At 37.0% G+C, this 15,607-nt stretch carries 20 protein-coding genes; all 20 read right to left on the bottom strand.

Annotated elements, in window-relative coordinates:
• Positions 1–8 precede the first annotated feature (8 nt).
• The 20 genes from flhB to fliF all read right to left on the bottom strand — a co-directional run bounded on the left by flhB (position 9) and on the right by fliF (position 15,595).
• On the bottom strand, positions 9–1,088 hold the full coding sequence (gene flhB, locus GMJ66_RS04170) for a flagellar biosynthesis protein FlhB (RefSeq protein WP_156289079.1): 1,080 nt from the start codon (positions 1,086–1,088) through the stop codon (positions 9–11).
• A gap of 1 nt (position 1,089) precedes the next feature.
• Entirely contained in the window at positions 1,090–1,869 is a 780-nt protein-coding gene (fliR, locus tag GMJ66_RS04165) for a flagellar biosynthetic protein FliR (RefSeq protein WP_156289078.1), read from the bottom strand.
• 3 nt (positions 1,870–1,872) lie between these two features.
• Positions 1,873–2,142: a flagellar biosynthesis protein FliQ gene (gene fliQ, locus GMJ66_RS04160; protein WP_156289077.1), complete on the bottom strand. Its 270-nt coding sequence runs from the start codon at positions 2,140–2,142 to the stop codon at positions 1,873–1,875.
• Positions 2,143–2,175: 33 nt separating this feature from the next.
• On the bottom strand, positions 2,176–2,841 hold the full coding sequence (gene fliP, locus GMJ66_RS04155; RefSeq protein WP_156289076.1) for a flagellar type III secretion system pore protein FliP: 666 nt from the start codon (positions 2,839–2,841) through the stop codon (positions 2,176–2,178).
• Positions 2,834–3,490: a flagellar biosynthetic protein FliO gene (locus GMJ66_RS04150; RefSeq protein ID WP_407939196.1), complete on the bottom strand. Its 657-nt coding sequence runs from the start codon at positions 3,488–3,490 to the stop codon at positions 2,834–2,836. The genes fliP and GMJ66_RS04150 overlap by 8 nt, the downstream gene beginning before the upstream one ends.
• Before the next feature lie 6 nt (positions 3,491–3,496).
• Positions 3,497–3,859, bottom strand: a complete 363-nt coding sequence (locus GMJ66_RS04145) for a response regulator (protein WP_156289074.1) — start codon at positions 3,857–3,859, stop codon at positions 3,497–3,499.
• Between the two features lie 24 nt (positions 3,860–3,883).
• Positions 3,884–5,056 carry a flagellar motor switch phosphatase FliY gene (gene fliY / locus GMJ66_RS04140; protein WP_156289073.1) on the bottom strand — a complete coding sequence of 391 codons (1,173 nt, stop codon included), beginning with the start codon at positions 5,054–5,056 and terminating at the stop codon, positions 3,884–3,886.
• The gene (fliM, locus tag GMJ66_RS04135) at positions 5,046–6,041 is read right to left on the bottom strand and encodes a flagellar motor switch protein FliM (protein WP_156289072.1); all 996 of its coding nucleotides are present in this window, start codon (positions 6,039–6,041) and stop codon (positions 5,046–5,048) included. The genes fliY and fliM overlap by 11 nt, the downstream gene beginning before the upstream one ends.
• Before the next feature lie 36 nt (positions 6,042–6,077).
• Positions 6,078–6,497 (bottom strand): flagellar basal body-associated protein FliL, encoded by a 420-nt coding sequence (gene fliL / locus GMJ66_RS04130; protein ID WP_156289071.1) that lies wholly within the window; start codon positions 6,495–6,497, stop codon positions 6,078–6,080.
• The gene (locus GMJ66_RS04125; protein WP_156289070.1) at positions 6,490–6,708 is read right to left on the bottom strand and encodes a flagellar FlbD family protein; all 219 of its coding nucleotides are present in this window, start codon (positions 6,706–6,708) and stop codon (positions 6,490–6,492) included. The genes fliL and GMJ66_RS04125 overlap by 8 nt, the downstream gene beginning before the upstream one ends.
• Before the next feature lie 49 nt (positions 6,709–6,757).
• Positions 6,758–7,582 (bottom strand): flagellar basal body rod protein FlgG, encoded by an 825-nt coding sequence (gene flgG, locus GMJ66_RS04120; protein ID WP_156289069.1) that lies wholly within the window; start codon positions 7,580–7,582, stop codon positions 6,758–6,760.
• Between the two features lie 80 nt (positions 7,583–7,662).
• Complete coding sequence (locus GMJ66_RS04115) at positions 7,663–8,037, bottom strand: TIGR02530 family flagellar biosynthesis protein (RefSeq protein ID WP_156289068.1); 375 nt, start codon at positions 8,035–8,037, stop codon at positions 7,663–7,665.
• Between the two features lie 35 nt (positions 8,038–8,072).
• On the bottom strand, positions 8,073–8,516 hold the full coding sequence (flgD, locus tag GMJ66_RS04110) for a flagellar hook assembly protein FlgD (RefSeq protein ID WP_156289067.1): 444 nt from the start codon (positions 8,514–8,516) through the stop codon (positions 8,073–8,075).
• 9 nt (positions 8,517–8,525) lie between these two features.
• Complete coding sequence (locus GMJ66_RS04105; protein ID WP_156289066.1) at positions 8,526–9,821, bottom strand: flagellar hook-length control protein FliK; 1,296 nt, start codon at positions 9,819–9,821, stop codon at positions 8,526–8,528.
• 30 nt (positions 9,822–9,851) lie between these two features.
• Entirely contained in the window at positions 9,852–10,451 is a 600-nt protein-coding gene (locus GMJ66_RS04100) for a MotE family protein (RefSeq protein ID WP_156289065.1), read from the bottom strand.
• Between the two features lie 5 nt (positions 10,452–10,456).
• Positions 10,457–10,903, bottom strand: a complete 447-nt coding sequence (gene fliJ / locus GMJ66_RS04095; RefSeq protein ID WP_156289064.1) for a flagellar export protein FliJ — start codon at positions 10,901–10,903, stop codon at positions 10,457–10,459.
• Positions 10,903–12,222 (bottom strand): flagellar protein export ATPase FliI, encoded by a 1,320-nt coding sequence (gene fliI / locus GMJ66_RS04090; RefSeq protein WP_156289063.1) that lies wholly within the window; start codon positions 12,220–12,222, stop codon positions 10,903–10,905. The genes fliJ and fliI overlap by 1 nt, the downstream gene beginning before the upstream one ends.
• Positions 12,219–12,977 (bottom strand): flagellar assembly protein FliH, encoded by a 759-nt coding sequence (fliH, locus tag GMJ66_RS04085; RefSeq protein ID WP_231514817.1) that lies wholly within the window; start codon positions 12,975–12,977, stop codon positions 12,219–12,221. The genes fliI and fliH overlap by 4 nt, the downstream gene beginning before the upstream one ends.
• Position 12,978: 1 nt before the next feature.
• A complete protein-coding gene (gene fliG / locus GMJ66_RS04080) occupies positions 12,979–13,992 on the bottom strand; it encodes a flagellar motor switch protein FliG (protein ID WP_156289061.1) in 1,014 nt (337 codons plus the stop codon).
• Between the two features lie 13 nt (positions 13,993–14,005).
• Entirely contained in the window at positions 14,006–15,595 is a 1,590-nt protein-coding gene (fliF, locus tag GMJ66_RS04075; RefSeq protein ID WP_156289060.1) for a flagellar basal-body MS-ring/collar protein FliF, read from the bottom strand.
• Between the last annotated feature and the right edge of the window lie 12 nt (positions 15,596–15,607).

Here is a 15,607-nt window from a genome sequence, read left to right as displayed (position 1 = left end):
TCCTCAAATTAAACATTTTTTTCCATGCGGTAAACATATGCCAATATTTCCGCTACTGCTTGGTAGAACTCTTCCGGAATAACGTCACCTACTTCAATCACTTTGTAGAGTGAACGGGCAAGTGGTTTGTTTTCTACCATATATATATCATTTGCTTTTGCAATTTCTTTTATCTTTAATGCCGTATGATCAGTCCCTTTTGCTATGACATAAGGTGCAGAAGCCATATTTTCATCGTACTTAATCGCAATCGCAAAATGGGTTGGATTGGTAATGACAACATCTGCATTCGGAACTTCACTCATCATCCGTCGGCTTGCAAGTTCTCTTTGTTTAGCTTTCCTTTTCGATTTAATGAAGGGATCACCCTCAATATTTTTGTATTCATCTTTAATATCCTGTTTGGACATTTTCATGTTTTTTTCAAAATCATAACGCTGATAAGCATAATCAAATACAGAAAGAAATAACAAGGCAATAATGGCTGCTATCCCCATTATTACGGTTACTCTGGAAAAGAAAGCCAAGGCATTCTCAGCATTCGTAAATGCAGTCATCAGCATGTCATCTTTGTACACCCAAATAATAAAAAAGGTAATCGAACCGACAAATACAATTTTCAATAAAGACTTTAACAGTTCCACTAAAGCTCTAATAGAGAAAATACGTTTTGCTCCTTGAATCGGGTCAATCCGTTTCAAATCAAACTTTAATGATTCTGTCGTAAACAAAAAACCAACTTGAAACAAATTCGATATCAATCCACCGATAATCGCAAGTATCATGATGGGAGCAAGTATTTTTCCTGTTTCCGTTAGAGCACCAATGAACAGTTGCCTGACTGTATGGTTAGTCAATTCCCAATGAATGAATTCGGAAAAGCTATGCTCAAATAATTTCAACATATTTTGCAGCATATAATTTCCAAATACGATTAAACCGATAATACTAAATAAGAGCAATACGGCTGTATTGACATCTTGACTTTTGGCAACCTTCCCTTTTTTTCGTTCATCCTGCCTTTTTTTCGGTGTGGCCTTTTCCGTTTTTTCACCTGCAAAGAATTGTAAATCCAGTTTAAGCTGCAAGTTAGGCACCTCCGAATAACTGCATTAGTCCTCGCATCGTCACAAACATCGTTTCAAACAAATTTTTTGCGAGTGTCATATATAAACCTAAAAACACTAGAATAGCCACAAAACTAACGAGAATTTTTAAAGGAAGTCCAACAACAAAAACATTTAGCTGTGGAACTGTCCTGGCAATAATACCTAATGCAATATCCACTAAAAACAGACAACCAACAATAGGTATAGACATTTGAAAGGCGATTAGAAACATGTAGTTAAAGCTATCTATGACGAAATCGGCAATCGATTTATTTTCGAATGGAATGAATTGTCCTAATTCAATAAACTGATAACTATTGACAATACCATCTATAATTAGGTGATGTCCATCGACCGCTAATAAAAATAAAAGGGATATCATATACAAAAATTGACCAGTGATTGGACTCTGAGCACCTGTTTGCGGGTCCATAACATTCGCAATGGCAAATCCCATTTGAAAATCGATAAAACCACCAGCAACCTGGATGGCAGAGACGATGATATATGCAATTAGTCCAATCAAAAGACCGACAAGCGCTTCTTTCATTAGCAAAAATAAATACATACTATCAAAAGCTACACCACTACCATCAATCGTATAAAACATAATCATTGCCAGAAAAAAACCGAATCCAATCTTGAATGGTAGTGGGATGGTTCGATAGGAAAACAATGGCATCGTCACGAAGAATGCAAGAACACGAACAAATATAAGCAAGAATACAGGAAGACTATTGATATTTATCATTTCCAGCATAAACTACCCTACAAACTGATTTAAATTCAGAAAAATATTCATCGTAAACTCAACCATGGTGGTAAGCATCCACGGTCCAAAAAAGATTAAGCCAACTAAAACCGCTATAATTTTCGGAACGAAGGCAAGTGTCTGTTCCTGGATTTGTGTGGTAGCTTGAAAAATACTAATAATCAGCCCTACTGCAACAGCTAAGATAAGCAGCGGACCTGTTATAAGCAACAATGTATAAATAGAACTTTCTGCAAATGCCAATACATTTTCACTGTTCATCCTACTATGCCTCTTTCAAATTGAAATATCGAATTAAAATCCTTGTAATAAAGAATGTGTAATTAAATACCATCCATCTACTAATACAAATAATAAAATCTTAAATGGCAATGAAATCATAACTGGCGGTAGCATCATCATACCCATGGACATTAAGATACTTGCCACAGCCATATCGATAATCAGAAATGGTATAAATATCATAAAACCCATCTGAAAAGCTGTCTTTAGCTCACTAATCGCAAATGCCGGGACTAACGTCGTAAGCGGAACATCTTCCAAACTTTCTGGACGTTCTGCCTCCGTGTAATTCAGGAATAAGGCTAAATCCTTTTGTCTTGTATGTTTAGCCATAAATTCTTTAAGTGGCATACTTGCGCGATCATATGCTTCATCCAACGTTATTTCTTCAGCAAATAACGGTTCTAAAGCCTCATCATACACTTCGTTAAACGTTGGTGCCATAATGAAAAAGGTTAAGAACATAGCAAGTCCAATCAACACTTGGTTTGGCGGCATTTGCTGTGTTGCTAAAGATGTTCTGACAAAGGATAGGACAATAATAATCCTTGTAAAACTAGTCATTAGGATTAAGATGCCAGGAGCTAATGATAATACCGTTAACAATAAGATCAACTGAACAGAAGTGGCTACATTTGTTGGATCTGAACCGGAAAACATATCAATAAATTCATTCATGGTAATCTTCCTTCTGTTTGTCAATCATTTTTTCTCTATTCTGCTTTAGCCTATCGAGTTCCGTTGAAAAAAGCTTTTTAAAATCTTTATTATTGTTAACACTTTTTGCTTCGTTTTTCATAAATGGACCTAATATGGAATTAGTTAAGGCATCACTCTGCTGATTCATGTTGTTTATTAATTCATTTTTTAAGTCATTATCTGTTATTTCCTGAAGCAATTCCACATTTTCTCCAACACCAATTAAATATATTTTTGGTCCTACCCGAACGATTTGAATAGACTTATTTTGTCCAAGTGAAATGCCGCCCAGGTTTTCCAATCCTTTTACTTGTTGAGATATCTTGTTTTTCTTGTTAAGTAATTTTAAAACAATGTAAATTAATGCCAGTACTAACAGTAATGCAAAAAACATTTTAATTAAATCGAAAAAAAGTGATCCATTGTTATCTGTATCGTCTGTTAATAAATCTCCTTCATTCAACTCAAGTTCTGCTTCCTGCACATCCGCCTCTTCACAATTCTCTTCCTCTTCCAGACAGTCCATTACATTTGGTGGTGCTGCATAAATTTCAGAAGGAATAAGAAGAGAGAATAAGACTGAGTAGATAGAAATGAAATAGAATATTTTTTTACACAATATACTCACTCGTTTCTAGTTTAACGCCTTTTGAATTGCTTCAATAACCCGGTCAGCCTGAAATGGTTTAACAATAAAATCCTTTGCACCTGCTTGAATCGCATCAATTACCATTGCTTGCTGCCCCATTGCAGAACACATGATGATTTTTGCTTCTGAGTTAATTTCTCTGATTTGTTTTAATGCCGTTATTCCATCCATTTCCGGCATGGTTATATCCATCGTAACAAGGTCTGGTGTCAACTCTTTATATTGTTCTACAGCCTCCGCACCATCTGAAGCTTCTCCAACTACTTCAAACCCATTTTTAGTAAGAATATCTTTAATCATCATTCGCATAAATGCTGCATCATCTACAATTAAAATTTGCTTCCCCATTATTATTCCTCCTACACCTTCGCATTATTTTAGTTTCATTAATCGATCTGTCTTACTGATTATATCTGTTACTCTAACCCCAAAGTTTTCATCTATTACGACAACTTCTCCAGTTGCAATTAATTTATTATTTACTAAAATATCTACCGGTTCACCAGCTAACTTATCTAATTCAATAATAGAACCCTTGCTGAAATCAAGGATATCGCGAATTGGGCGCTTTGTTCTTCCAAGTTCCACTGTTACATTTAATGGGATATCCAAGAGCATATCCAAATTACGATGTTCATTCGTATTTAATTGTACTTTTTCAAGATTGGAAAAGGATGCATCTTGTACATTGGCTTGTCCCTGCATCATATTATTCCCAATATATTGAGGGTTTTCAGTTCCCTTCTGCTGTTGTTCTGGCATGGAATATGATTCCTGATTCGATTGTGATGAACCTCGATTCATGGTACCAATTCCTTTCTTTTCCTCTGAAACAGGGGTGCTTTCATTCGATACAGGCTGTTTTTCCTTTGAACTGTTTAAGAGTTCATTTACTATTTCTTTCGCAAATTGAACAGGCATCAATTGCATCATATTTGAATCAATTAAATTACCGACCCTTAATCTGAAAGAAATCTTAACATATGCTTCTTCCTCAAGAATATCTTCACTGCTCTTCGTATCATCTAAGATAGACGGTGGAGAAATATCGACTTTTTTATTAAAAATCGTCGACATGCTGGTTGCCGCAGTACCCATCATTTGATTCATGGATTCCTGTACAGCACTCAAATGGATTTCATTTAATTCCGTATCAGCGTTCGTGCCGTCCCCACCAAGCATAATATCTGCAATAATTGCTGCATCCGTGGCCTTAATGATAAATACATTTTTTCCTATAAAGCCTTGTACATAATTCACTTGAACACTCACAGGTTCAAATGCTAAGGTATGCGATAAGTCATTTTTACCAATCACACTAACTTCAGGTACCGTGATTTCCACTTTCTGATTTAGTAAGGTGGATAAAGTGGTAGCCGAACTTCCAAAGGAGATGTTTCCTATCTCTCCTAATGTATCTATTTCAATGTTGGATAATTGATCCGCTTTTTCTGAAGCAGAGGTTTCCTCATTTGCCTCGTCTGAACCAATATTTAATAACGCATCTATTTCTTCTTGGGATAACATTCCTTCATCATTCGTCATTATCGTTCACCCCGTTAATTTCCTCAAGTATTTGTACAGACATTTTGTTTTTGTGTTTTCCGGGCTGTACATGAAATTTTGGTTTATTATTAATAATCAGTTTAAGCGGATCATCAATTGATTGATCTAAGGCAATGACATCATCCGTATTTAATTTAAGGAATTCATCAATGGTTATATCTGCCTCGCCTAAAATGGTTTTAACCATTACCTCTGCTTCTTGAACATGTTTGGTAAGCTTATCATAAGCTTCATGGTCCCTATTCTTTTCATTGGTTTGCATCCAATAATGTTCAGATAGTTTAGGTATAATCGGCTCGAGGATAACATGTGGTATACATATATTCATCACACCACTAGTTTCCCCAATTTTTGTCGTTAATGACACGACCACAACTGTTTCATTTGGAGAAAATAATTGGATAAATTGCGGATTTTCCTCAAATTCTTCTAATACCGGATTAATCTCAGCAACAGAGGACCAAGCATCTGTTAAACAGTAACTGCCTTTATCAAATATTTGCGTTAACAGAAGCTTCTCAATTTCCGTCAAACTGTTGGTTTTATTTAAGCTGTTTCCTTTACCGCCTAAAATGCGGTCAATGAGTGCATAGGCAATATTAGGATTAATTTCAAATACCAGCATGCCATCTAATGGTTCCACACTATATAAATTTAATACTGTTAGTTTCGGTATAGAGCGAATAAATTCTTCATAAGGTATCTGATCTACAGAAGTAACAGAAATATTAACGTACGTTCTTAGTTGTGTGGAAAAGAAAGTAGTTAAAAGTCTTGCATAGTTTTCATGTATTCTGGATATACTTCGAATTTGGTCTTTTGAGAACCGAAGTGCTCGTTTAAAATCATATACGCGAACTTTCTTCTCCGTATCTTCTTTTTTTAGCTGTTCTGCGTCCATTTCTCCCGATGTAATAGCTGAGAGTAGGGCATCAATTTCATTCTGTGAGAGTACTTCATCCATTATTAACATTCACCCCCATACTGGAGTAAGCTCTGATCATTGTAAAATCTTGTCTATTGTATAGACATCAACAACTGTTCCTTCAGTCATCAGTTCATTTATCTTTTCTTTCAAGTTATCTTCTAATTCAGGTAATCCTGATTTAAAATCTTCCTCTGTCATTGTTGCTAATTCCTTAATTAAAATATTCTTTAGCTGAAAGTCCCGTTTGCTTATTTCATCTTTCGCATCTTTTCCATCTGTCACAATTTGAAATTGAACCCGAACAAAACTTCCATCCTCTAAATCGGTTGTTATCTCAGGTGATTCATAAGAATATTCTATCATGTCATCGATTGAAGGTTCATCAGATTGATTTTTAGCGTTCGTTACATTTAATACAACGACTAACGCCACAATCGTTACGATTAGCAATACCACTAATGACGTCAGCATCACTTTTACAAGTCTACTCATTGTTATCACCTGTTTTCCTATATAAACTTTGTAACCCAATCGTTTGATAATATGCTGTTATCAACTTAACGACTTCAGGTCTGCTGTTTTTAACTACTAATTTTTTCCCGTTGACCAGTGTAACAGTCGTATCCGGCCGGGACTCTACCTGTTCAATCATAACTGCATTCAAGGTAAATAAATCTCCATTTAAACGTGTTAATTCAATCATATAATGGTGGTAGAGACAACTGAATTAGTAGCCTCTACCTACCTCCCTATTATCGTTTTAAGTTTACAAGTTCCTGTAAGATTTCATCTGATGTAGTAATGATTCTTGTATTTGCCTGGAATCCACGCTGTGCGGTAATCATTTCTGTGAACTCCTCAGATAAATCAACATTGGACATTTCCAGTGAGCCACTGATGATAGAAGCAGCACCCTGTGTTTCAGGTGTTACTAGTTCAGCGGCGAGACCTGCATTTGGTGTATTAAGGAATAGGTTGCTTCCAGCTTTCTCTAACCCAGCGGGATTCGAAAAACTCGCAAGCATAATTTGTCCAGCTTCTACGGGCTCTCCAGCATCGTTGATATAATTAACAGTTCCATCTGTTTGAATACTGAAGCTTTGTGCTGTATCAGGGATTTGTAGCCTGCCCTCTTGCCCCTCATTGTCTTGACCTACCAAATAGTAACCATTTGAATTTACAATATATCCTTCATTATCTAAATAAAAATTACCGGCACGCGTATAATATCTTGTACTTTCTGTATCGGCTGTTGCTAACGTTTCTACCGCAAACATTCCATCCCCCTCTAATGCCAGATCTAACGGATTATTGGTAGTTTGACGGAACCCTTGTGTTTGAATGTTATCAATTGACCCAAGTTGGGAACCTAATCCAACTTGAGACGCATTAATACCACCTCTTGTTGCAGTTGGACCTTGGGCACCTGTAGTTGTCTGACTCATCATGTCCTGAAAAGTCACACGGCCTTTTTTAAAGCCAGATGTATTTACATTGGCGATATTATTACCAATCACGTCTAATTTCGTTTGAAAATTTTTCATCCCTGAAATTCCTGAGTACATTGAGCGTAACATATTTTTTATTCCCCTTTTTAGTTTTAATGAAGCTGTTTCAGTCATTCAACAGCTCAGTTGGCCTCCCATAAGGGTCCAGCCTAATCGTTAATTAAAATCGTACCATTAATGTTTGTGAAGATTCGACTTGATGCCTCTTCCATGTCCATTGCCGTTACAACTGTATTATTTTCAGCACTTACAAGCAATGCTGCATCATTGATGACAACTAAGGAATCTGTAATCCCCTTTTGTCTTGCTTCCTCTATTTTTGTTTCAATGGTTTGCCATTGTTTTTCATCAATCTGGATATTTCTTTGACTCATTCGCTCGCTGGCATGCTTACTTACTTTTAATACTTCTTGTTCAGCTAAAATATCTTTAAAAACTGCTTTCGATTCCGTTTTCACTGGTTTTTTAACTGTCGGAATTTGTAACGCATATTGCTGTGATACTTGATGAATTCTATGATCCATTATTATTCACTTCCTTTATTCCGTTACATCCATTCTTACTTATCTTCTGTTGTACTTACTTTGGTCACAGCATCTGCATAAATCTTTTCACCATTATCCAATTCCAGGATAGCAGATCCTTCTTTTTGACTGACCGCAACAACATTTCCTGATAACACACCTAGTTCTTGCCCTGTTCTTTCATCCACTTGCTGGTACATAACCTCTTTCCCAATCATGTGGCTATATTGAATAACTGGAGATACAAGCTGATTTTGAACAAGCTTGTCAATCGAGCTTGCCATATTCATCATTTGTTCTAACGATGTAAGTGTAGACATCTGTTGAACCATCTCATTATCATCCATTGGGGCTGTTGGGTCTTGATTTTGCAATTGCGTCATCAGTATTTTTAAAAATCCATCCTTATCAAGAGTAGGACTTGGTTCCCTTGTCGTCTTTTGATTGGATAAGTATAACGATGTGTCTATATTGTTCATTGATATCACCTATACTTTCTCATTCATTAGTAATTCACGAAACTGTGTTTCAAAGTCATCTTCTGAGTGTTGGCTGCTTTCCTGTTCAGGATGATTAGACTGTTCACTGTCATTGTTATCTTGCAAGTTATCACTATTTTGTTCCTTTTGTGATAGTTGACCTTGTTGTGTATTCATTTCCTGTTTTTCAATAACAACTTGATGTGGTGAAAACATATTTCTTAACTGACTGGTATTGGATTCCAGCATTTCTTTAGCAGCTTGTGTCGTAACCATTATCTTCACCGTCATTTCGCCATTTACTTGCAAGAGACGAATTCTCATTTCCCCTAAATTATGTGGTTGTATGGTAATGGATAATTGATTGGTTCCATTTGGCTTAGCTAAAAATTTACTGGATTTTATAATGTTTTCAAACTGGTCCAGTAACTGCTGGTTAGCCGGTTGCGCCCCTTGGCTTTGATTAATATGAATGGCATATTGCTCGAGTTTAGACATTGTAGTACCCGTATGTACATGTAATGAAACTCGTTCGGTTAAACCATGATTTTCAAAAGCCTTTTCTAACCATCTAGTAACATCCTTATTTGTCACTTTGGCATCTGAATTATAAAGTTGTTTTGCAGATAATTGATCCCTTTTTTGAAAAGATTGAATTAAATCCTTCCAAACCATTTGTTCTTTTGACTGATTGTTCTTAAACAACTGTTGCATGTCGTTTACTTGAACAGAATTCTTTTCCAAAGCTGTCCATTGCCGAAGAAGTTCTAAAATCTTTGGTGCTACTTTGGAAGCATCTTCTTTTGTATCCATTTGTGACAGCAATGATTCAAATTCAGCAATGATTTCCATGTAAGATGGTTTGACTGGAGTTAAATCTGCTCTGTTGGAAAACATTTGATTCATTAAAACGGAATGCATGGCGCTCATCGTATCATCCGATTCTTCAGTTGATAATTGACCTTCTAATAGTTTAATTAGAGTGTTCATGTCCAAGTCATCTGAATGATTCTCGCCAATCCAATCAGATAGTGAATCTAAATTAATACTGTCCTGCACCAGTGTATCAATCGTTTGTTCGCCGGAAAGCACTCTACTTAATATTTCTCTAAGCTCTTCAGGTAATTCCTTTTCATCCATCTCCATCTCTGATAAATCTGTATTAGCTGTGGTCGTTTCCTTTGGATTATGTCGTTCACTTAGTATTTGTCTAAATAAATTTCCATTTGAAGGACTTTCCTGACTTTTTACAGATTGTCCAGATGATGTTTGTAAAAGTGGAATATTCATTCCGATCGCATTCATTTATTCACCCCCTTTCAAGTTTTCGGCGTTTTAATTACTGCTTGACATAAGCCTTTGTGTTATATCTGCGGCAATTTCCGGATCCATTTCCTGTAATATTTCTCCGCGGATATCATTGGGGACTTCTTTTAGTATGGTAACGATAGACGTTCTATCCTCCATATTTTCAAGGATGACCGCTGCTTGTACCCTGTCCATCTCCTCATAGGATTTTGCTACAGTCTTAACCGCTTCGTTCATCTGTCCTTCTATATTTGCCTCTTCCAGAGCATCCTGTTCACTTTGTGCCCTTTCCAGCCGGACCATTTCCTGTTCCAAATCACTAATAACCATTTCCAGATCACTAATATTTTGGTTTAACTGTTCAATTTCTTCATCTTTATCTTCAATCGTTTGCTCAAAGTGGTTTTCTCTTGATTTGATTTCTGCTTCTTCCTCTGTCGTAACAAGGTTAGAAACAACTGGAATATTATCTCCTTTTTCTTTTGCCCAGTTTATGACATCAATCCCGGCAATGTTTAAAATGATAATAACCAGAGTGATAACAATAATAACCGGAATAACAACTGCAAACAAAAACCAAAGGAATGGGTTCATTTTTTTATTTTCGTTCTTCTTCTTTTCTGCCATTTGCTTCACCTTATTTTACTGCTTAAAAATTGATTGATAGAGATTTCATCCATAAATGCTAGTTCCATTTTTTTTTGATGATTATCTTCTATTTGCCTGCGATGTTCAATGATTTTTTCAAACTTCTTTACTTCAATATGAGCATCAGAAAGTTTTGTTTGCTTTACTTCCATATCATTTCTTGCATTATTCACTTGTTGCTGTACTTCCAAGATCTGTCTGTTTAACAATTCGATATAGCCGGTAAGCTGTTTGATTTGATCAATAGGTACATTGGAATGAATATATTTCTCATAGGAATCCTCAGCATTCTCTTTTTTCTTGAGTAAGGTATAAAAATCGGATGCTACTGCTTCAAACGTATTCATTGACTGTGTATAGTCTTTTTGTGCAACTTTCTTTTCACTTTCTCTAACATTTAAGATTTTGGTTAATGTCAATGTTTCCGCCATCAGTTTACCCCTCCATTTAACAAGGCCTTCATCATACTAATTGTTTCTTCCAGTGTTGTGTACTCGAAAACACCCTGTTTTAAAAATGCCTGAATCTTTGGATAGAAAGATATCGCTTTATCAATATCTTTGTTTGTTCCTCTCTTGTAAGCACCTATATTAATAAGTTCCATATTCTCTTCAAATGTTGAAATCAGTGTACGCAATTCATTTGCAGCGTCCCGTTGTTCCTCTGTTGTAATCTGATTCATCACCCTGCTTACTGACTTCAAAACATTGATAGCTGGAAATTGACCTCGTTCTGCTATTTTACGATCCATAACAAAGTGGCCATCTAAAATTCCACGTACCGCATCGGCAATCGGCTCATTCATATCGTCACCATCCACTAATACGGTGTAAAATGCGGTAATGGTTCCAAGATGATTTGTACCTGTTCGTTCCAGCAGTTTAGGAAGAATCGAAAATACAGACGGGGTATAACCTTTGGTTGTTGGTGGTTCTCCTATAGCAAGACCTATTTCTCTTTGTGCCATTGCAACACGTGTCACTGAATCCATCATTAAATTAACCTGATAACCTAAATCACGAAAATATTCACTTATCGCTGTTGCTGTATAGGCTCCCTTAATTCGCATTAGCGCAGGCTGATCAGATGTTGCAACTACTACAATTGATTTTTTTAATCCTTCTTCCCCTAAATCTTTCTCGATAAACTCTCTAACTTCTCTGCCACGTTCTCCAATAAGAGCTATGACATTTATATCTGCCCCACTGTTTCTGGCAATCATGCCTAGTAATGTACTCTTTCCAACACCACTTCCTGCAAAAATTCCAACACGCTGTCCTTTACCAACTGTCAATAGCGAATCAATAGCCCTTACACCTACTTGTATAGGCTCAGAAATTGGTGGACGCAACATAGGATTCGGGGGTGTTTGATCTGTTGGAATACTAGTTAACCCTTTAGGAAGTGGAGATAAATCCAGCGGTAACCCTAATGGATCAATGGCACGACCTATTAAGCTGCGCCCGATTTTCACACGTAACGATTTGCCAGATGATTCGACTAAACATCCTGGCCCAATTTCATTAACTTCTGCATACGGCATTAAAATGATTTTCTCATTATTAAACCCTACTACTTCGGATAGAATCGGTGACTTATCCTTCCTGGAAGTATGGATATAACAAACATCTCCAATATTCGCTTGTGGTCCTTGCGATTCAATCATTAGTCCAACTACGCGAAGAACTTTACCATAATACTTATACGTATCAGCTTGGTCAATTGCAGAATAATGGTTCCCTATATTCATTGTTTGTTCTCCTGTGCTACATCCTGTAATATTTCGTGAATTTGTTTTAACTGAGTATCAATACTTGCGTCAATTTGTCCAAATGGATGTTCAATCAAACATGCATTCTCATCAAGGTCATCTTTTATATAAATGGACAATTTCATTTCATCTCCTAATGAACGTGTCAATTCTTCTTTTTGTTCTACAACAAATTCAAAATTAGCCGGATGCAAATAGATAGTAATAATTGACTGGTCCTGCAGTTCTTTTATTGCTGCATGTACAATACTCAAAAATAGTTTTGGTTCATCTGCCAGTTTCTGTGTTAATATTTTCTCAGCCGTATAAATGGCTAAGTTTAAAATGGTTTCATCACTTTTTTCAAGAGTCGCATGATAATCTTGATTGGCACGTTGAATTATAGAGTTTGCTTGTTCTATTAAACCTTTATATTGATCAAAGCTCTCTTCTTTTCCGGTTGTGAAACCAGCCGAATATCCCTCTTCCTTCGCCTGTTCAATCCATTCTGCTTTTTCCCGCACCCAATTATCTTTTTCTCTCTCGATTTCAGTTTTTGTCGATGTTAACAATTCTGTTTGCTGCTTTTTTAGAATTTCTAAATGTTGGGCAGTTTCCTGAACTTTTTGCTGGAGTTCGTGGAGCTCCACTTCTTTTGATTGAGTATCATCATCTGTCGGGATTTCATCTTGCTTAAAAAATTCAGGAGGCTTAATTTTAATAACCTTTTTAGACGCTGACATTGATTTCTGCATATCAGACAATAATATCGTCTCCTCCACCTCGTGCAATGACAATCTCACCAATCTCTTCCAACCTTCTGATAGTGGCTACAATTCTTGTTTGAGCCTCTTCTACATCAACCAACCGAACCGGCCCCATATACTCCATTTCTTCCTTGAATGTTTCCGCCATACGCTGGGACATATTGGAAAAAACAATATTCTTCACTTCATCACTAGCTACCTTAAGTGAAAGGCGAAGATCTTCATTTTCCACTTCACGAATAACCCGTTGTATTGCACGGTTATCCAGAATAACAATATCTTCAAACACAAACATACGTTTCTTAATTTCGTCAGCAAGCTCTGGATCTTGAACTTCCAACGCATCAAGGATGGTTCGCTCTGTACTCCTGTCCACTCCGTTTAAAACTTCCACAATTGCCTGTAAGCCACCGGTTTCCGTATAATCTTCGGTTAAAGCGCTGGATAAGTTTCTCTCCAACACTTGCTCTACTTGATTAATAATCTCTGGTGAAGTTGAATCCATGGTTGCAATACGCTTCGCAACATCTGCTTGCATTTCCTGAGGCAAGGCAGACAATATTTGAGCAGCTTGTTCTGAATCCAGATAGGAGAGTACTAAAGCAATCGTCTGCGGGTGTTCACCTTGGATAAAATTCAGTAGCTGCTGAGGGTCAGCCTTTCTGGCAAAGTCAAACGGCCGAACCTGTAAAGAAGAGGTAAGGCGATTAATGATACCAGACGCTTCATGGCTCCCGAACGCTTTTTCCAGTACTGTTTTCGCATAGCCAATTCCACCCTGTGATATATAGTCCTGTGCAACTAAAATTTGATGGAATTGATCAATAACATCTTCTTTAAGACTGCCATCGACTTTTTTCACGGAAGATATCTCCAGACTTAAACTTTCAATCTCTTCATCTGTTAAATGCTTATATACTTGAGCTGAAACATCTGGACCAAGAGAGATTAATAGAATTGCAGCCTTTTGTTTTCCAGTTAACGACTCTTTCGATTTCACCATTATTCATCCCCCCCTAATCTTGACCAATCCAACTTCTTAACAGTTTTGCAAATTCCTCAGGATTTTCTTTTGCCACTTTTTCTAATTGTTTCCTTCGAACCACTGATTCCGAATCATTATCCTGTTCTAAATCAGGTACTTCCGTAATCGTCTCTGAAGAAACAGATTCCTCTACGGTTTCTTCATCATTTTTTCTATTTCTAAATAGTAAAATAGCCAATACAATAATAATGATTAACAAAATTGCCCCTGTCACATACATCCAAGTAGGAATAGCTGGTGTTGTTGTCTCAGCAATGGCTGGTCCACCACTAAATTCCTGGAACACAATGGAAACTTTTTCTTCCGGATTAAACTCTCCATATCCACCATCAATGGAAGTTGAGACGATGGAATCTAAAATAGAAGCTATTCCTTCCTCTACAGCAGTTTGTTCCTCCTGGGACAAGTATTCAACCTGCCCAGCTGCTTCCCTTGCGCTATCAACTGCAACTTGAATCCCTAAATCTCTAACCTTATATGGACTTTCTACAATTTCACGGCGGATACGATTAAATTCATAATTAATCGTATCTTTGTCCAGCTCATATTCGCCATAATTGCCTTCCTCACCAGCAGGATAATTAGGAACATCTTCTTCACCTGTACCGGCAACTCCACCTTGGGCTGCATCTCCAGTATAAGATTCCTGAATGGTTTCAAGACTTACCGGGAGACCCTCCATATTTTCAATATCAACCGGCTCAACTAGCTCCTCTGTTCTATTTTCCTGAGTGAAGTCAATATCAGCCGTTACCGAAACAATTACATTATCCATGCCTACCATATTACCCAGCATTTGCTGCAAACGGCGCTGGATATCGCGCTCCACATCCCGTTTGACGGTTTGCTGATACGTATGAGCGTCCTGTGATGTGTACTGTGTTTGCGACTGGAGATCGTAGTACTCAAAATATTGATTCATAATGACTATATTGTCCTGTGGTAAATTTGGCACAGCCTGAGACACGAGGTGATATAAGGAGTTAATTTGATTTCCTTGAAACTGATGGCCTGGCTGAGTGTTTAAAACGATAGATGCACTTGCTTCACCAGTTGCTTCACTGGCAAATATTGGCTCTTCCGGAATATTAATCATAACCTGTGCATCATTAATCCCTTCAATACCCTTTATGAGGTTTGCCAGCTCTGATTGCATTGCATCAAGCTTCATGATGTTGAATTCATTATCAGTAACCCCCCAGGAGGAGTTCTCACTAAAAAAGGAATAATCTATACTTCCACTGTTCGGTATTCCTTGCCCTGCTAATTCAACTAATAACGTATCCACTTGTTCTTCTGGTACAGAGATTGTTGTTCCTCCATTTGTCAGTTCATATGGAATACTTCGCGAATCCAATTCCGTCTTTACCTGATTTGCTTCCTGTAACGACAAATCCTTATATAAAGGAACGAAATTGGAGTTTGATGTTAGTAGTACCGTTCCAATTAAAATGACAAAAACCAGCAATACGGAACCGATAAAGATTCCCTTTTGATTTTTAGAACGTCTTGTCCAAAAAGAAACGGTTGATTCCTTCCATTTAGTTAACTTTTCGTTCATTCATAAAGTCCC

Source organism: Oceanobacillus salinisoli (assembly GCF_009733865.1).
Lineage (GTDB): Bacteria > Bacillota > Bacilli > Bacillales > Amphibacillaceae > Oceanobacillus > Oceanobacillus salinisoli.
Note: the sequence above shows the minus strand (reverse complement) of the source record. Positions and strands in the feature narration are given on the sequence as shown.